A 15,770-nucleotide genomic window follows, 5' to 3' on the forward strand; every position below is an offset into this window, starting at 1 on the left:
TCCTTGTCCACGTCGGGGTTGTTTGCGGCGGGCTGCCGAAGTAACCTGTGTCACCTCCGCACCGGCGGACGAAGAAGGGTACCGACAATGGTCAAGGACAAGAAGAAGGAGGCCAAGCGGCCGTTCTACAAGAACCCGAGCAACATCATCCTGCTCGTGGTCGTGGCCGGCATGCTCGCCTACATGGGGTTGTACCGCGGCGAGGACGGCTACACCGGCCTCGAGCGGCTGTTCGTCCGCGCCGACAAGGCGGTCGAGACCGTCACCGAGGGGTGCTCGAAGCCGACCGACGGCGAGGTCGAGGCGCACTTCAAGGACAAGGCGGGGTCGATCCCCGTCGATCCCGGTTTCGACGCCGACCCCGGCGAGATCTGCGGAAACGGGAAGACGTACTTCTGCACGTCGAAGCCGCCGGACAAGCCGATCCCGATAGGCTGGACCGCGCCGCCGCGGCCCGGCACCGACCCGGACTACGCGGGGCCCGACCCGTTCGCCCCGTTCAAGGAGTCGCCGTACGCGATGCCGTCGCCGAAGGTGATCCTCGATCGCAAGCCCGTCCGCGATCACGAGGACCCGGGGATGCTCGCCGCGATCCAGGACGCCGCCTCCCGCGGCGAGGGCAAGCTGGGGTTCGTGTCGGACGGCGAGATCCGGGACGAGCTCGAGCCTTTGTCGGGGAAGGTCGTGCGGCTCGACGCCGCGCTGTTCGGGGGCGACGACGACGAGCAGGTCGCGAAGAAGCTCGAGGCCGAGGGCGTCGAGTTCGTGCTCGTCGACAGGCTCACGCCGAGGGCCGCACCCTGGATCGAGGAGAGGATGGACACCGTGCGCGTGCGCATGCGGGACGCCGTGAGCCTGGGCTGGTTCCACCCGGTGGTGCTCGGCTCGGGGTACGCCCTGTACCGGCGCGCCGCGCCTGTCGACATCCCCAGGCACGCCATGCGGCGGCTCACCGCGCGGGTGCGGGCCGTGCTCGAGGGCGGGACGCCGGAGAAGCTCGACTTCGAGCTCCCGCTCGCGCCCGTCGGCGACGACGCGCACCGGGTGATCGTGTCGCTGCGCAAGCGCGTGGATCCGGACTTCAAGGGGCGCAAGGTGACGCGCCGCATGGCGAACGACAGGGATCTCGTCGCCGCCCTCGACGAGGCGGCGGAGAAGATCCGCGACGAGTGGGGCGAGATCCGCAGGAGCGCGAAGCGCGAGTTCGACGCCGAGATCACGGCCGACATCCGCAAGGAGATGTCGCAGATGGAGATCGAGATCGACGTCGTGCGCGACATCTGCACGCTCACGGACAGGACCGCTTCCGAGCTGCTCTGGTACGTCGAGCTCGGTTTCGAGGGGCTGATGGTCCGCCAGAAGGAGGGGGACAAGCGCGTCTTCTACCTCGAACCGAGCTACGCCGTGCACATGGAGATGGACAGCGAGGTGAAGTTCCTCGAGCGGCTCTTCGAGAAGAGCGGGCTCGACGCGTTCCTGCGCGATCCCAAGAAGAACGTGAAGCGCGCGCGCGTGCTGAACGAGACGGCGTGGGAGCGCGACGACAAGCACGTCTTCCAGCGCTTCGCGACGACGAGCTGGATCGAGCGGCCCCAGGCCGACGGCGGGGACGTGGTCGAGCTGTACCGCGGCGTGCCGTTCAAGACGATCTGGGACGTGTCGCGCTCGGCGCTCGTCAGGTCGCTCGAGCTCGGCGCCGAATGGCTCATGACGAACCAGACGCCGGACGGGCAGTACGCCTACAAGTACACGCCGACGAACAAGCCCGGGAAGCGCTGGTCGGAGGGCGGCAACATCGTGCGGCACGCGCTGAACCCGTACACGCTCCTCATGGTCAACAAGATCAAGCAGGATCCCCGGTACGTCGCGAGCGCGAAGCGCGGCATCGGCTTCTCGCTCAAGTTCCTGCGGCACGCGGGCGACAGGTGCACGATCTGCCACCGCGATCCGCCGGCCCGGTACTACAACGCCAAGCTGAACGCCGTGGCCGTCACGATCCTGTCGATCCTCAAGCTCGGCGACGTCGCCGACATCTCGGAGTACGAGGACGACCTCCGGTGCATGGCCGAGGAGATCCTCTTCATGCAGGACAAGAACGGCCACCTCTGGCAGTACGACGTGCCGCCGGATCACCCGTACTACGGCGCCGAGAGCACGATCCACGCCGGCGAGTTCATCTTCGTGCTCGCGCGGCTCTACACGCACTACAAGGACGAGACGTTCAAGTCGGCGTGCGATCGCGCGATCGAGTACTACATGAAGCAGTGGCGCAAGTCGCTCGCCGAGCGGACGCCGCAGGGCATCTACGACGAGGAGCACCGCGTGAACCTCATCGGCATCGTGCCCTGGCTGGTGACCGCGATGCAGGATCTCTACAAGAACACGGGCGAGAAGAAGTACGCGGATCTCGGGTTCGAGGCGCAGGACTGGATCGACGACGAGTTCTTCTGGTGGCCCGCGCGCTCCCAGTACCCGGACTACGTCGGCGCCTCGTTCAAGGTCCATAGGGAGCTGCCCGCGGTCAACTCGTGCCAGTACGCGGAGGGCGCGTCCGCGGCCTACGACATCGCGAAGCGCACCGGGCGCGACGTGGAGAAGCGGCGGCAGATCGTCGTCCACAGCATGCGCTACTGCCTCCAGCTCCAGTACGACGGCTACGACTCGACGTTCTTCCTCCCGGTCCCGGACGAGGCGATGGGCGCGTACCGCTACACCCTCGGGCACCTGCGGCTGCGCAACGACTACAACTACCACGCGATGGCCGCGATCGCGCAGGCCGTCGAGAACCTCGAGCCCGACGACTATCCGGCGGAGCGGCCGCTCAGGATCCCGCCCGTGCTGCGCGAGCTGCTCGGCGGGCAGGCGGGCCCGGCCAAGGACGTCACGCGCGAGGAGTACCGCGCGGCGAAGGCGGCGAAGCAGGCGGCTCCCGCGGCCGAGGCGCCTCAGTGACGCCGCGCGCCGGCATCGCCTTGTGCGGGCTCGCGCTCGCGGCGTGCGGCGGCGCGTCGGCCCCTCCGGCCGAGGCCCCCTCGGGTCCCGTGGGAGGGGAAGCCGCGGCGACCGAGGTGGTGGTGGAGCCTTTGTGTCGGCTCGACGCGCCGTGGCCATCGGGCGTCCCCGAGGGCGGCGACGTCGAGTCGCTCCACGCGCTCGGGCAGGCGCGGATCGTCGCCCGGGACGGCCAGGGCGCCTTGACGATCCTCACGCGCGCGGCCGAGGAAGCGCCGGACGACGCGGCCGTGCTCGCGGATCTCGGCACGGCGTTCCTCCAGTGCGGGATGTGCGACGAGGCGATCGCGCGCATCCGCCGCGGGGCCGAGATCGCTCCTTTGAACGTGGACCTCCTCGCGAACCTCGCCCAGGCGCACCAGATCTGCGGGGACATCCCGAAGTCGGCGGCCACCTATCGCGAGGCGGCGGCGCTCGCGCCCGACGATCCCTCCTTGCGCAACAACCTCGCGGTCGTCCTGATCGTCGTGGGAGATCTCGAGGGCGCGGAGCGCGAGGCGCGCCGCGCCGCGGAGCTCGTGCCGTCGAGCGCGACGTACCTCGTCAACCTCGGGTACGTCCAGTCGCGGCGCGGAGATCTCGCGGGTGCGGAGGCGACGATTCGGCGCGCGCTCGAGCTCGATCCGCAGAGCGCCGACGCCCGCAATCAGCTCGGCGTCGTCCTCTCGGGCGCGGGCCGGACCGAGGAGGCGATCGCCGAGCTCCGCAAGGCGCTCGCGCTCGATCCCGAGCACCACGGCGCGACCGAGAACCTGCGCGCGCTCGAGGCGCCGGAGCCCGGGCTCCTCGACGATCTTCCCTGACCCGCGCGCCGCGCGGTTGACCCGCCGGCGTCCGTGCCTACACATTGGGGAGATGGCTCGATCCCCCATGCTCGCGGTTTGGGCGTCCGCCGCCCGGTCGGCCGCGTGCCTCCTGCCGGCCGCCGCGTCCGCCGAAGTTTCGCTCGGGCTGTGCCGGTTCGACGTCGACGCCGATCGGGAGGCGGTCGCCGAGGCGCTCGAGGAGAGCTGCACCGCGCGCGCGGACGAGATCTTCGCGGAGCTCGGAGTTCCGCGCGCCACGGGCGCCGCGCTCGCGCCTTTGACGGTCCGCGTCGTGGCGGACCCGGCGGAGATCGGCTCGGTGAGCCCCCCGGGCGCCGCGCCGCCGCCGTGGTCGGTCGCCGTCGCGTACCCCGACTCGAGGCTCGTGGTCCTCGCGCTCCGGCGGAGGGACGGGAGCCCCGTCGAGCGCCTCGACGTCGAGCTCGAGCACGAGCTGTCGCACATCGCGCTGCGCGACGCGCTGCATGGCGCGAGGGTGCCGCGTTGGCTCTCGGAGGGGATCGCCGTGCAACAGTCCGAGAGGTCGTCGATGGCCAGGCGCGGCTCGCTCCTGATAGCGTCGCTCGGCGGCAACGTCGCCACCCTGGCCGCGATCCACGACTACCCGAGCGGCGCCGCCGCGGTCGAGCTCTCCTACGCCCAGGCCGCGGACTTCGTCGGTTTCCTGTTGCGGGAGGGCGGATGGCACGGCATCCGCGTCGTGCTGAACCGGTTGCGGCACGGCGATGATCTCGACGAGGCGTTCGAGACGGCGTTCGGCCGGACGCCGGACGAGCTGGACGCCCTCTGGCGCGCCCGGCTCTCCGACGGCTCGGACTGGGTCGTCGTCGCGACCGGCTCCAGCGCGCTGTGGGGGGCCGCGACGCTGCTGTTCGCGCTCGCCTACGTCAGATCGCGGCAACGGCGGCGCCGTCGACTCGAGGAGATGGGCGCGGCGGAGGAGTCGATCGACAGGCTCGTGCGCGCCGCGGAGCGGCTCGAGACGGCCGGATCGGCCGAGGAGGCCGCGGTCGATCGCGCGACGCGCACGCTGCACTGAGCGGGGAGCGATCCGGAGCTCGAGCTCTCTACTTGTGGCGCCCGCGGCCGCGGCGACGGCGGCCCTCCGGGTGCGGCGCCGCGGGCTTGGCGTTCCAGAACCGCCCGCCGGGCTTGTTCTGCGCGTTGCCGCCCGCCGAGCCGTTGAGCGCGTGCAGGGTCATCGGCGTGTACCCGGCCGCCTGGCCGCCCGAGGCGACCGCGTCGGCCTTCTGCTGCGCGGCCGCGGGGCTCGGATCCTCGGCGATCGCGTGCCGGATCTCCTCGAGCTCGCGTTGCAGGCGGGCGTTCTTCTGCCGCTCCATCGCGAGCTCGGCGCGCGTCTTCTCGAGCTCCTCCGTGAGCTGCTCCGTTGTCCTCAGTGCGACGTCGTCGGTCGAAGTGGTCATCTGTCCGATTTTCCTTGGCAGTGACGAGGTTGAGACCTCTCACAAGATGGGCGGAACGTACCGCACCGCGGCCGGAGGCGCAACCTACTTCGCACTACTTCGCTGCCTGCTTCGCTGCCCTGGCCGGTCGTTTGCCGACGATCCACGTTTCGCGGATAATGACGCGATCGAAAGCCAAAGGAGGAATAAGCCGATGAGGAGATGCGTGCCCGTCCTTTTCGTTTGTCTCGCGCTCGCGGCAGCCACCGCGTGCGGCGCGGGCGACGCGCCCGTGGCCGAGGCGCCGAGCCTGCCCGCCGCCGCGCCCGAACCGCCGCCCGAGCCGATCGCGCCGGCCGCCGCGCAACCCGAACCGGCGCCGCCGGCGGAGCTCGCGCCGCAGCCCGCCGCGGTTGCCGAACCGGGGAACGGCCCGGAGCGGCCGATCCTCGGGAGCGACAAGGGGGCGCAGGGACCGACCGAGTTCCCGCACTGGGCGCACCAGCGCGAGGGGATAAAGTGCGTTTCCTGCCACCACGCCGGCAGCGGCGGCAGATCGTGCGGCAGGGGCGCGGACTGCCACAAGGCGGCGGAGGTCAACGCGCCGTCGGCCAAGGATGCCTTCCACACGGCGTGCAGGCCGTGCCACAAGAAGAAGGGGTTCCAGGCGGGATGCGACTTCTGTCACGCGCCCAGGGCGTCGTGATCCTCACTCGGCGCCGCCCGCGACGATCCACGGCCGCAGCAGATCGACCGTCTTCGGACCGATGCCGTGGACCCGATCGAGCGACTCCGCGTCGGGGAACGGGCCGTCCCGCGCCCGAGACTCGACGATCCGCCGCGCGCGGACCTCGCCGATCCCGGGCAGGAGCGCGAGCTCGGCCTCGGTAGCGGCGTTGACGTCCAGGCGCGCGCCGCAGATCAGGGCGGTCGCCGCCGGGAGGCGTCCGACCTCGACGACGGCGCAGGCGGAGCCGCGCGCCTCGACGACGACCAGGCAGCCGGCTCCGGCCCGCGCGGGCAGGCTCGCGGACGCGCACGCTTCCGGCGCGAGCCCCGACGCGTGGGCCTCCGCGAGGAAAGACGCCCGGCTCGCCGCGCAGACGAGGCGCGGCTCGGTGGAAGGGGTCCGCACGCCCGCGCAGAAGAGCGGGGAGGCGGGATCGAACAGGGCGGCTTCGCGCTCGTCCTCCAGCGCCCCGCCGAGCCTGGCCGAGATCGTGATCGCGGCGAGGATCGCCACGACCGCCGTCGCGCCGAGGGTGATCCGCGGAAGTCCCATGCATATCTATCGGCCGTTTCTCGTCGAAGTTGCCGGAAATCTTTCGCCGCGCCCCGAATTGCCAACCGGTCCGCCGGCCGCTAGTGTTCGGGGAGCGGGAACGACGAGGGAGAACGATGCGCTGTACGAGCTGCGGTGCCGAGAACCGGGACGGGGCGACGCTCTGTGAGGCCTGCGGGGCGAGCGCCGCGGACAGGTACGCGCCGCCGCCCTCGTCCCTGGGCGCGGGACGGGAACGGGAGCTCGGAGACGAGATGAAGCCGTGGGAGCTCAAGAGGTGGCGCGTCTCGGGGCTGTCGTGGGCGTCCTTGTGGCTCGCCGTGTTCGCCCCGCCGCTGGGGTTCCTCCTGAGCTTCGCCGCGATCGGCGCGGCGAACCGCGTCCGCAGGCGGCCGGGGAACCGCGCCGTGGCGTACGCCGCGCTCGGCACCGCGCTGTACATGGGGTTCATCTGGGGCGTCATGGTGTTCACGTTCTGGTCCGAGTCGCGGCGCGTGTCGGCGTACGACGACGCGTTCCTGCCGCCCAGCGGCTACGGCGAACCGTACGCGCCGGGAGGCGGCTACGACCCGGCGGCCCCGTCGCCGGAGACCGCGCCCGCGGACATGGCGGAGCTCCAGCGCCTCCTCGATCAGCTCGCGGAGCAGCCGGCCCCGACCGAGTGACCGCCGCCCCGCCTCCCGCCTCGAATTTGCCTTTTCGCGGCGCGCCCGGGTACCCTCGGGCACAGACAGTCCAGGAGGGCGATCATGGAGTTCGACGTCACCATCCGCCGCGATCCGAACGCGCTGCTCGAGCGGGTGTGCCTGCTCGCGCAGGACAAGCTGGTCGTCAGCGGCGACGTGCGCCGCGGCTACTTCACCGGGATGTTCGACGGGACCTACCTGCTCGACGGCGACAGGCTGCGCGTGAAGATCCAGAAGAAGCCGTTCTTCGTCTCGTGGGCGCTCGTCCGGCAGGGGCTCGGCTATCTGAGCGCCTGAGAGCTCCTCACCGCTCGAACTGATCGTGCCGGCGCACCTCGTGCAGCGCCGCGCTCAGCTCCGCGCCGAACAGGAAGACCAGCCAGGCGATGTAGATCCACACCATGAACAGCGGCAGGATGACGAGCGTGCCGTACACGGGCGACAGGGCCAAGCCGGCGTGCTGGGCGTAGACGGCGAAGACGATCTTGATCGCCTCGAACATCACGCCCGCGGTCGCGGCGGCGACGAGGGAGTGGCGCATGCGCACCTTCGTCCGCGGCAGGCGCCAGTAGCACAGGAACAGGGCCGTCGTCGTGAAGGCGAGCGGGGTGAACGCGGTCGCGAAGCGCGGCAGCGAGAACAGGCGGCCGGTGTAGTAGAGCGACAGGCCGAACGCGAGCGGCGCGAGCAGGAGGATGACGAGCCCCGTGAAGATGCGCGGCAACACCCGTTTCGTCACGGGGCAGCGGAAGATCTCGTTCACGGACGTGTCCACCGTGTAGAACAGCGTCATCGCGATGAAGGCGAGCGTGGCGCCGCCCACGATGCCGAGCGTCTTCGGCCGGACCGAGGTCGCGAGGCTCCGGATCCTGTCGCCGATGTCCGCGGCGGTCTCCGGGAGGAGTTGGGCCTCCAGGAACGAGATCACGCGGTCGACGTAGGCGTCGAACCCGAGCGCCGACCCGAACGCGATCGCGAGCGCGAGCATCGGGACCAGCGACAGGAACGTCTGGTACGAGAGCGACGCGGCCTGGCGCGGGCAGCGATCGCGCCACAGGCGCCGCCCGACGAGGAACAGGAGGCGGACGGCGTAGATGAGCGCGAAGCTGCGCTTCGAGGTCGCGAGGTCGACGGGGAACACGGTGGCGCGCGCGGCGTCGCGTAGGTGGCCGAGGAGCGGCAGTCGTTCCCACCACCGCATGGCGCGCTAGAAGTAGTACAGGCCGTGGACGCCCCAGAACAGCTTCCAGGGGTAGGTGGCGACGCCCTTGTCGCCGAGGTACGACGCCGTCTGCCCGCTCGGCTGTCGGACGTCGCTGTCCACGAGATCCTCCTCCTGGGCGCCGCGGCACACCACGGACTCCGGGGACTCGAAGCAGACGTCCGTGTAGAACGTCCGCAGCAGCCGGAACTCCAGCCCCACGCCGACGCGCGGGAGCGGGAAGAAGTCGAGGCCGAGCAGGATCGAGACGAACGGGCCGTAGTGCTTGTGCTTGTAGCCGAGCTCCTCCGTGCCCGAGTCGTCCTTCCGCTCGTTCAGGAGGCCGTACACGTACCCGGCCTGGAGGCCGATGTTGGGCTCGATGTAGAGCTTCCCCCGGACCCGCCAGGGCTGATGGTACCGGATCGTCGGGCCGAGCGTGAAGTCGGTCCAGGTGTTCGCGGTGACCTGGTGGTACTTGAGCGTCATCATCCCGACGTCGAGGCCGAACGACACGCGCTTGAACGGCCGGACGATCAGCCCGCCCTGGACGCCGAAGCGCGTGTCCCACTGGTTGTCGGTCCCGAAGCAGCGCGCGTAGTCGGTGCCGCCGCCCACGCAGCTCGAGCCGCCTATCGCGATGTGCGCGCCGAGGTCGGTGCGGAACGCGGGATCGCCGGTCCGCAGGACGGGGCCGTATTCTGCCGCGCGGGCCTCGGGCGCGGCGAGCGCCGCGATCGCGATCGCGGCGGAGCACGAGAGGAGGAGGCAGGTCGTCGGTTTGGTCCTCATGGCGCGCCTCCTAGAACCTGTAATCGGCGACGGCGCCGATGGTGAGGAAGTTCATTGCACCGAGGTGCCGGACGAGCGTCTCCTCGTAGTCGTCGGTTTCGGCCGTGTATCCCAGCCAGCTTGCCGGGGTGCTCGGATCGCTTTCGACACCGTACGGAGTTTCATTCGTGACCTCTGGGCTGGTACGTCCGTGGAGCAGGACCGAGTACTCGAACATCACGCCCGCGCCGAGGTGCCCGTCGAGGAACCGATACCCGAGCGTCAGCTCGAACACCGTGTACGCGCCGTTGTCGTTCTCCTCGAACGAGTAGACGGCGAAGTCGGTCCCTTTCCAGTTCGCGTCACCGTACAGATCGTTGTCGACGGCCCTGTCGGACGCGCCGAGCTTGGCCCGCCAACGCCCCGACGCGTGCATGAAGTGCCAGCCGAACCCGAGGCCCAGCGAGGCCTGGAACGAGCGCCACTCGCCGCCCAGCCGCACGGTGGGGCGCACGCCCACGCCGTAGAAGTCGTCCAGGAGCGAACCGATGTCCCGCAGCGGGCGAGGATCACCCTCGACGCCTTCGGTTCCTGACTCGTACTGCACGTCGAGGGGCAGGTACTCCTCGCCGACCGCGCTGTCGCCGCGCAGCGCCTGGAAGTCCACGACGAGGGCGATCTGGAGGAAGCGCAGCGCCTGGTAGGCGCCCTCGATCGAGGCGTGGATGATCGGCCGGTACCCCTGCTCCAGGCCGGAGCCGCGCGCCACGAGGAACGGGTAGCCGACGCGGACGCCGACGGCGAGGAACCCCGACGGGGCCGCCTCGAGGAGGGGCCGTTCGCGGCGCGCCACGGCCCAGAGGTCCATCTCCTTCTCGGCGACCTGCTCCGCCTCCTGCTCCTCGATCGCGAGCTTCTTCTCGACGAGCTTGGAGGACTCCGCGTCGCGCTCCTGTGGGAGCGCGGCCGCCGGGGCCTGCTTGGATCCCATGCCGCCCTGAAAAACGATGTCGAGCTCGAGCGCCTTGCACTCCGGCAGGCTCTCGCCCTTCTTGATCGCCGCGTCGCACTTCTGCCGGAGCGCCGCGTGTTCGGTGTCCGCCTCGGGCTGCGCGGCCGGCGCCTCGGGCACGCCTGCGTCCGTCGCCTCGGCCTCTCCCCACGCCTTCGTGGCGTCGCTCTTGTACTCCGTCGGCGGCGGGGCGCCTTGTGGTGCGCCGTTCGCGAGCGCCGGAAGCGCGGCGCAACACAGGACCGTGAATAGCGGAATCAGTTTTCTTTTCTTCATTCGCGTGTTCGTTTCGCGCTCCGTGCTCGTCGTCTCCTGCCGAGTTGACTCTATGTACCGAAAGTCGTGAAATATGAAAAGCATAAGCGGCCCGAAGCCCGGCCGCCGGCGGAGATGCCGTGCCCCAACAGACCGTCCGCATGGGAACCGCGAAGGGATCGAGGCGCGCGTTCGTCGCCGTCGTCGTCACTCTGTCCGTCGCCACCGCAGCCGGCGCGGCGTTGTTCGCGTGGCGCGCGGACGAAGAACCTGCGAAAAACGGATCCGGCTGCTCGGGGAACGTCGACTGCGGCGCGGGCCGCGTCTGCGCGCGCGGCGGCTGCCTCCCGATCATCGGCGCCGAGGACGCCGACGACTGGGCCGCCCAGATGGGAGCGCAGCTCGCCCGAGGCGCGGCCTGGAGCCCGCGGCCGGCGTTCGGGGAGGAGTGGACCCGGGCGGGCGTCTGCCCGATCCCGCTCGGCCGCGCCGAGCCCCTCGAGGAGGACAAGGTCTCCCTCGTCCACCAGGCGCGGGTGTTCGAGATCCGCGCGGACGGGCTGCGGATACATCTCCAGAAGAGGGAGCGGGGGACGCGCTGGATCGATGCGATGCGGTTCCCGTTCCCGAGCGGGACGCGCGTCGACCCGAGGCGGGCGTGCGCGTCCGCGGAGGTGCTCGCGGCCGAGCTCGCGAAGGGCCGCGCCGACACCCTGGACGTCGCGTTGAAGCGGGCGGCGCCCGCCGGGGCGATCGCCGCGGCGACGGTGTCCGTCGAGACCGAGCTCCCGCCCGCCGACGGAGAGGGGAGGCGGACGCTGGAGATCCCGCTCGAGCCGGCGACCGACGGCGCGGTCGCGGTGTCGATCGCGGCGGTCCCGCTCGGCGCGCACGTGTCGAGCATGGGCGGCCCGGCGCCCGAGCGGCAGCGGCTGCTCTCCGGGTTCGCCGCGTACTACTGGCGCCACTCGGGGGAGCGCGGCACCGTCGTCATCGTGTTCGAGTTGCGCGCGGCCGGCGACGCGGAGCTGCCCGTCGGCGACCTCAAGCCCTAGAGAATCCCGTCCACCGGGCCCGCGCCGCGGCGGAGCACCTCCACCTCGCCGCTCTCGTGGAACGCGATCACCGTGGAGGGGACGAACCCCGCGAGGCCGGCGTCGAGGATCAGGTCGAGCTGCTTGAACTTCACGGCGAGCTCGGCCGGGTCGTTGAGCGACCACTCGTCGTCGTCGTCGCGCTTCGCCGACGTCGAGATGATGGGCCGCCCGAACACCTCGAGCAGCGCCCGCGCGACCGGGTGCTCCGGGACGCGGATGCCGACCGTCTTTCGGCGGCTCAGGCAGAGCTTCGGGACCTCCTTCGTGGCCTCGAGCACGAACGTGTACGGGCCCGGGACGAGGCGGCGCATGATCCGGTACGCCGCGTCGGGCACGCGGGCGTACCGCGCGATCTCGGAGAGATCCGCGCAGAGGAACGAGAACGGCTTGTCGGTCCTGGCGCCCTTGATCTGGTACACCCGCTCGACGGCCTTCTTGTTGAAGAGATCCGCGCCGAACCCGAACACGGTCCCCGTCGGGTAGGCGATCACGCCGCCGCGCTCGAGCACGTCGACCGCCTGCCGGATCTTGCGCGGCTCCGGGTGCGCCGGGTTGATGGGAAGCAGCATGCTCTCTCCGTCCTTCGCGGCTGCGGCAAATACCACAGAACGGCGGTTTCGCCTACCGGATACCCGCCGGATTTCGGACGAGACCCGGCAACACGGGCGGAATAGGATTGGAGAAAGCCGGCGGGCTGGGCTCGATCGTGGACGCGAGCAGGCGGGTCGTGTGCCGGCAGGCGCTGGATCCGGAAGGGTACTCGATCGACCCGCAGTGCGATCTCGACGGCGACGGCACCTACGAGGGATGGGAGGAGTGCGACGTGCGGCTGTGGGACACGCTCCCCAACGGCACCACGAAGAGCTCCTTCTTCATCAAGATGAGCATGGAGTGATCATGGGCTGGTTGTATTGCCATCGCAGAGATCGCCGGGCGCTCCTGGTCCTCGCCAGCACCGTGCTCTCATCGGTCATGTGTACCATCGATTGCGGCTCGTCGACGCCGGTGACGATCGGCGACTCCGGGCCGGACGCGGACTCCGACACGGACGGGGATTCGGACTCCGATGTCGACACGGACGGCGACTCCGACGCCGATTCCGACACCGACACCGGTCCCCACTCGGCGATCGAGATCTCGTGCGGTCACCTGCACAACTGCGCGGTGCTGGACGGCGGGCGCGTCCGCTGCTGGGGAAGCGGCGGTGTTGGCCAGCTCGGCTACGGCAACGAGGAGAACATCGGCGACGACGAGACGCCGGCGTCGGCCGGTGACGTGGACGTGGGCGGCGTGGTCGCGCACGTCGCGGCCGGCGGATACCACACCTGCGCGCTGCTGGAGAACGGCGCGGTCCGCTGCTGGGGGAGCGCCCACCATGGCCAGCTCGGCTACGGCAACACCGAAGCTATCGGCAACGACGAGACGCCGGCGTCCGCCGGCGACGTGGACGTCGGCGGAACCGTCGTGCAGATCGCCGCGGGCCTCTGGCACACCTGCGCGCTGCTTGAAGGCGGGCGCGTGCGCTGCTGGGGCGGAGGCGTGCCCAGCGAGGATCCGTTCAACTTTGGCCAGCTCGGATACGGCAACACAGTCGCCATCGGCGACAACGAAACGCCGGCATCGGCGGGCGACGTGGACGTGGGTGGGACCGCGATGCAGATCACGGCGGGCTGGTACCACACCTGCGCCCTGCTCGACACCGGTGACGTCGCCTGCTGGGGAAGGGGATGGCTCGGTCGCCTCGGGTACGGCGACAACGAGGACATCGGCGACAACGAGACGCCTGCCTCGGCAGGGACCGTAGAGGTGGGCGGCGCGGTGGCGCAGATCGCTGCTGGCGGGTATCACACTTGCGCGCTGCTCGACACCGGCGCCGTCAGGTGCTGGGGCGGGAGTAACGAGAACCCCGACGAGAACGTGGGCCAGCTCGGTTACGGGAATACCGAGAACATCGGTGACGACGAGCTCCCCAACACGGCCGGCGACGCGGACGTGGGCGCGCCGGTCACGGCCTTGGACCCCGGCAAGAACACGACCTGCGCCCTGCTCGGCTCCGGAAACGTCCGCTGCCGGGGCGCAGACGACGTGGGCCAGCTCGGCTACGGGAACACACAGGACATCGGCGACGACGAGACGCCGGCCTCGGCCGGCGACGTGGACGTCGGCGGAAACGTCGCGCAGATATCGGCCGGCGGAGCTCACACATGCGCGCTGCTCGACACGGGGCGCGTTCGGTGCTGGGGCGGCGGCGGAGACGGTAGGCTCGGTTACGGCAACGAGGAGAACGTCGGCGACGACGAGACGCCCGCCTCGGCCGGCGACGTGCCGTTGTAGGACGGCCGCCGCCCGGTACGATCCGCAAGCCATGTACACCGGATACCTGCGGTGAGCGACCGGGCTTGCGGGGTCGGGCCCGCCGCACGTAAACTGCGGCTCGATGGATCTCGAGATCGGAAACTTCGAAGGCTGGGAGCTGATCGACTCGGGCGGCGAGCGCAAGCTCGAGCGGTTCGGCGCGCACCTGCTCGACCGGCCGTGCCCCCAGGCGATCTGGCCGCAGCGGCGGCCGGAGCGCTGGCGGGACGCGGCGGCCGAGTTCCAGCGCGGCGAGGGCGGGCAGGGCGAGTGGACGCGGGTCCGCGGCGCGCCCGAGGCGTGGCCGGCCGCGTGGGGCGGGATCCGGTTCGAGGTGCGGCTGACCGGGTTCGGGAACGTCGGGGTCTTCCCCGAGCACGCCGCGCACTGGCCGTGGATGCAGGAGCTCCTGCGCGGGCGACCGGGCGCGGGCGTCCTGAACCTGTTCGCCTACACGGGCGGCGCCTCGCTGGCGTGCGCGGCCGCGGGCGCCGTGGTGACGCACGTCGACTCCGCGCGGTCGGTCAACGGCTGGGCGGCCGACAACGCGTCGCTGTCCGCGCCGATCGCCGGGGCGATCCGGTACATCGCCGAGGACGCGGCGAAGTTCGTCAAGCGCGAGGCGCGCCGGGGCCGCAGGTACGACGGCATCATCGTCGATCCGCCGACCTTCGGGCGCGGCGCGCAGGGCGAGGTGTGGAAGATCGAGCGAGATCTGTGGCCCCTCGTCGCGGCGTGCGCCGAGCTCCTCGCCGAGGCGCCGCTGTTCGCGGTGCTCACCGCGCACTCGCCGGGGGTCACCCCCCGGGTCCTCGGCGCCGCGCTCGATGCGCTCGGGAGGCGCGGCCGGATCGAGCACGGCGAGATGCTTTTGTCGGGGGAGGGCCCCGCCGTGCCCGCCGGCGCGTACGCGCGCGTCGCGTTCTGACGGCGAGCCGCGCGGTTCAGACGCCGTCCGGATCCGAGACGCGGACCGGAGCGCACGAGCTCTTGGCCGCGGCCCAGTCCGCCGCGAGCGCGCCCATGAGCCGCTCGAGGCCGGACGGATCGATCCCGGCGCGGCGCACGAGGGCGAGCCCCAGCGCGTCCGCCTCCCGCTCCTGATCGCGGCTGAACGACATCGACGCGAGGCCGGCGGCGTTCGCGGCGGCGAGCTGCTCGATCGCGGACGCGTCGCCGACCGCGGCGTACACGACGATCCGCAGGCCGATCTCCCGCGCCAGGTTCTCGATCCCGTGGCGGCGCAGCACGTGCTGCATCTCGTGCGCGAGGACGCCCGCCGCCTCGTGCCCGTCGGCCGCGCGCTGCACGAGCCCCCGGTTCACGAAGATGTAGCCGCCCGGCAGCGCGAACGCGTTCACGTCGGGCGAGTCCAGGACGCGCAGCCTCCAGGCGTAGGGCGAGGCGCCGAGGCCCGCCACCAGCCTGCGGCCGACCTCCTGCACCGCGGCGTTCATGCGCGGATCCGAGCAGACCATCTCCTGCGCGAGGACCCCCGAGGCCGTCGCGCGCCCGATCTCCTGCTCCCAGCCGGCCGGGATCGAGGCGACGGCCCGGTCGACCGCCCAAAGGAAGCCGAGCCACGCGGCGAGCACCGCGAGCCCGAGCACCGCCGCTACCACCCCGAGCGCCGCGAGCCGGCGGAGCCTGCGCCGTCCCCCCGCCGCCCGCGCGCCGCGCAAGCGCTCGAGCACGTCCCGCGTCATGCCGATCGCCTCGAGGCGCGCCAGGATCGATCTGTCGGCGACGAGGATCCGGATCTCCCTGCCGTCGGCCTCGCCCGAGAAGCCGAGGTAGCGATCGTCGGTCCCGGTGAAGGAGTTCGCCGCGTCGCGGTACGGGAGCGCGGCCGCGAGCCCTTCGTCG

The 15,770-nt window shown here is 71.2% G+C and carries 17 protein-coding genes; 10 read left to right on the top strand and 7 right to left on the bottom strand.

Annotated features, from left to right (window positions below; genetic code table 11):
* The first annotated feature begins 87 nt into the window (after positions 1 to 87).
* The 3 genes from M0R80_15850 (at position 88) to M0R80_15860 (ending at position 4,878) form a co-directional block, all read left to right on the top strand.
* Positions 88 to 2,952, top strand: a complete 2,865-nt coding sequence (locus M0R80_15850) for a hypothetical protein (GenBank protein MCK9461106.1) — start codon at positions 88 to 90, stop codon at positions 2,950 to 2,952.
* Positions 2,949 to 3,815: a tetratricopeptide repeat protein gene (locus tag M0R80_15855; GenBank protein ID MCK9461107.1), complete on the top strand. Its 867-nt coding sequence runs from the start codon at positions 2,949 to 2,951 to the stop codon at positions 3,813 to 3,815. The genes M0R80_15850 and M0R80_15855 overlap by 4 nt, the downstream gene beginning before the upstream one ends.
* Positions 3,816 to 3,882: 67 nt before the next feature.
* Positions 3,883 to 4,878 (top strand): hypothetical protein, encoded by a 996-nt coding sequence (locus M0R80_15860; GenBank protein ID MCK9461108.1) that lies wholly within the window; start codon positions 3,883 to 3,885, stop codon positions 4,876 to 4,878.
* A gap of 28 nt (positions 4,879 to 4,906) precedes the next feature.
* Here M0R80_15860 and M0R80_15865 read toward each other — a convergent pair whose 3' ends face one another.
* Positions 4,907 to 5,266: a hypothetical protein gene (locus M0R80_15865; GenBank protein MCK9461109.1), complete on the bottom strand. Its 360-nt coding sequence runs from the start codon at positions 5,264 to 5,266 to the stop codon at positions 4,907 to 4,909.
* Positions 5,267 to 5,459: 193 nt separating this feature from the next.
* Here M0R80_15865 and M0R80_15870 point away from each other — a divergent pair, with 193 nt between their 5' ends.
* Positions 5,460 to 5,951 carry a cytochrome c family protein gene (locus M0R80_15870; GenBank protein ID MCK9461110.1) on the top strand — a complete coding sequence of 164 codons (492 nt, stop codon included), beginning with the start codon at positions 5,460 to 5,462 and terminating at the stop codon, positions 5,949 to 5,951.
* A gap of 3 nt (positions 5,952 to 5,954) precedes the next feature.
* Here the strand turns inward: M0R80_15870 and M0R80_15875 are convergent, their stop codons facing one another.
* On the bottom strand, positions 5,955 to 6,527 hold the full coding sequence (locus M0R80_15875) for a helix-hairpin-helix domain-containing protein (GenBank protein ID MCK9461111.1): 573 nt from the start codon (positions 6,525 to 6,527) through the stop codon (positions 5,955 to 5,957).
* Positions 6,528 to 6,643: 116 nt separating this feature from the next.
* Between M0R80_15875 and M0R80_15880 the strand changes: the two genes are divergently transcribed.
* Both M0R80_15880 and M0R80_15885 read left to right on the top strand, forming a co-directional pair.
* A complete protein-coding gene (locus M0R80_15880; GenBank protein ID MCK9461112.1) occupies positions 6,644 to 7,192 on the top strand; it encodes a zinc ribbon domain-containing protein in 549 nt (182 codons plus the stop codon).
* A gap of 84 nt (positions 7,193 to 7,276) precedes the next feature.
* Positions 7,277 to 7,510 carry a hypothetical protein gene (locus M0R80_15885; protein MCK9461113.1) on the top strand — a complete coding sequence of 78 codons (234 nt, stop codon included), beginning with the start codon at positions 7,277 to 7,279 and terminating at the stop codon, positions 7,508 to 7,510.
* A gap of 7 nt (positions 7,511 to 7,517) precedes the next feature.
* On the opposite strand, the gene M0R80_15890 is transcribed toward M0R80_15885, so the two are convergent.
* Genes M0R80_15890 through M0R80_15900 form a run of 3 tightly spaced genes read right to left on the bottom strand, consistent with a single transcriptional unit; the run spans position 7,518 to position 10,473 of the window.
* The gene (locus M0R80_15890; GenBank protein MCK9461114.1) at positions 7,518 to 8,414 is read right to left on the bottom strand and encodes a YihY/virulence factor BrkB family protein; all 897 of its coding nucleotides are present in this window, start codon (positions 8,412 to 8,414) and stop codon (positions 7,518 to 7,520) included.
* Between the two features lie 6 nt (positions 8,415 to 8,420).
* Entirely contained in the window at positions 8,421 to 9,206 is a 786-nt protein-coding gene (locus M0R80_15895; protein ID MCK9461115.1) for a hypothetical protein, read from the bottom strand.
* 10 nt (positions 9,207 to 9,216) lie between these two features.
* On the bottom strand, positions 9,217 to 10,473 hold the full coding sequence (locus tag M0R80_15900; GenBank protein ID MCK9461116.1) for a hypothetical protein: 1,257 nt from the start codon (positions 10,471 to 10,473) through the stop codon (positions 9,217 to 9,219).
* A 140-nt stretch (positions 10,474 to 10,613) separates the two neighbouring features.
* Here M0R80_15900 and M0R80_15905 point away from each other — a divergent pair, with 140 nt between their 5' ends.
* Complete coding sequence (locus tag M0R80_15905) at positions 10,614 to 11,507, top strand: hypothetical protein (protein ID MCK9461117.1); 894 nt, start codon at positions 10,614 to 10,616, stop codon at positions 11,505 to 11,507.
* On the opposite strand, the gene M0R80_15910 is transcribed toward M0R80_15905, so the two are convergent.
* A complete protein-coding gene (locus M0R80_15910; protein ID MCK9461118.1) occupies positions 11,504 to 12,118 on the bottom strand; it encodes an L-threonylcarbamoyladenylate synthase in 615 nt (204 codons plus the stop codon). The two genes, M0R80_15905 and M0R80_15910, sit on opposite strands and share 4 nt — an antisense overlap.
* Positions 12,119 to 12,225: 107 nt before the next feature.
* Here M0R80_15910 and M0R80_15915 point away from each other — a divergent pair, with 107 nt between their 5' ends.
* The 3 genes from M0R80_15915 to M0R80_15925 all read left to right on the top strand — a co-directional run bounded on the left by M0R80_15915 (position 12,226) and on the right by M0R80_15925 (position 14,832).
* Positions 12,226 to 12,444 (top strand): hypothetical protein, encoded by a 219-nt coding sequence (locus tag M0R80_15915; GenBank protein MCK9461119.1) that lies wholly within the window; start codon positions 12,226 to 12,228, stop codon positions 12,442 to 12,444.
* A 269-nt stretch (positions 12,445 to 12,713) separates the two neighbouring features.
* Entirely contained in the window at positions 12,714 to 13,883 is a 1,170-nt protein-coding gene (locus M0R80_15920; GenBank protein ID MCK9461120.1) for a hypothetical protein, read from the top strand.
* 103 nt (positions 13,884 to 13,986) lie between these two features.
* The gene (locus M0R80_15925) at positions 13,987 to 14,832 is read left to right on the top strand and encodes a class I SAM-dependent methyltransferase (protein ID MCK9461121.1); all 846 of its coding nucleotides are present in this window, start codon (positions 13,987 to 13,989) and stop codon (positions 14,830 to 14,832) included.
* 16 nt (positions 14,833 to 14,848) lie between these two features.
* Here the strand turns inward: M0R80_15925 and M0R80_15930 are convergent.
* Positions 14,849 to 15,770 (bottom strand): M48 family metallopeptidase (locus M0R80_15930; protein MCK9461122.1); only part of this gene is annotated, 922 nt, incomplete at its 5' end.

It is taken from the genome of Pseudomonadota bacterium (assembly GCA_023229365.1).
Classification (GTDB): domain Bacteria; phylum Myxococcota_A; class Polyangia; order JAAYKL01; family JAAYKL01; genus JALNZK01.

What these genes read in the sequence shown, in the direction of transcription:
- M0R80_15850 (MCK9461106.1), top strand. Translation starts at nt 88, where the DNA reads ATGGTCAAGGACAAGAAGAAGGAGGCCAAGCGGCCGTTCTACAAGAAC.
- M0R80_15860 (MCK9461108.1), top strand. Translation starts at nt 3,883, where the DNA reads ATGCTCGCGGTTTGGGCGTCCGCCGCCCGGTCGGCCGCGTGCCTCCTG.
- M0R80_15865 (MCK9461109.1), bottom strand. Translation starts at nt 5,266, where the DNA reads ATGACCACTTCGACCGACGACGTCGCACTGAGGACAACGGAGCAGCTC.
- M0R80_15870 (MCK9461110.1), top strand. Translation starts at nt 5,460, where the DNA reads ATGAGGAGATGCGTGCCCGTCCTTTTCGTTTGTCTCGCGCTCGCGGCA.
- M0R80_15875 (MCK9461111.1), bottom strand. Translation starts at nt 6,527, where the DNA reads ATGGGACTTCCGCGGATCACCCTCGGCGCGACGGCGGTCGTGGCGATC.
- M0R80_15880 (MCK9461112.1), top strand. Translation starts at nt 6,644, where the DNA reads ATGCGCTGTACGAGCTGCGGTGCCGAGAACCGGGACGGGGCGACGCTC.
- M0R80_15885 (MCK9461113.1), top strand. Translation starts at nt 7,277, where the DNA reads ATGGAGTTCGACGTCACCATCCGCCGCGATCCGAACGCGCTGCTCGAG.
- M0R80_15890 (MCK9461114.1), bottom strand. Translation starts at nt 8,414, where the DNA reads ATGCGGTGGTGGGAACGACTGCCGCTCCTCGGCCACCTACGCGACGCC.
- M0R80_15895 (MCK9461115.1), bottom strand. Translation starts at nt 9,206, where the DNA reads ATGAGGACCAAACCGACGACCTGCCTCCTCCTCTCGTGCTCCGCCGCG.
- M0R80_15900 (MCK9461116.1), bottom strand. Translation starts at nt 10,473, where the DNA reads ATGAAGAAAAGAAAACTGATTCCGCTATTCACGGTCCTGTGTTGCGCC.
- M0R80_15905 (MCK9461117.1), top strand. Translation starts at nt 10,614, where the DNA reads ATGGGAACCGCGAAGGGATCGAGGCGCGCGTTCGTCGCCGTCGTCGTC.
- M0R80_15910 (MCK9461118.1), bottom strand. Translation starts at nt 12,118, where the DNA reads ATGCTGCTTCCCATCAACCCGGCGCACCCGGAGCCGCGCAAGATCCGG.
- M0R80_15925 (MCK9461121.1), top strand. Translation starts at nt 13,987, where the DNA reads ATGGATCTCGAGATCGGAAACTTCGAAGGCTGGGAGCTGATCGACTCG.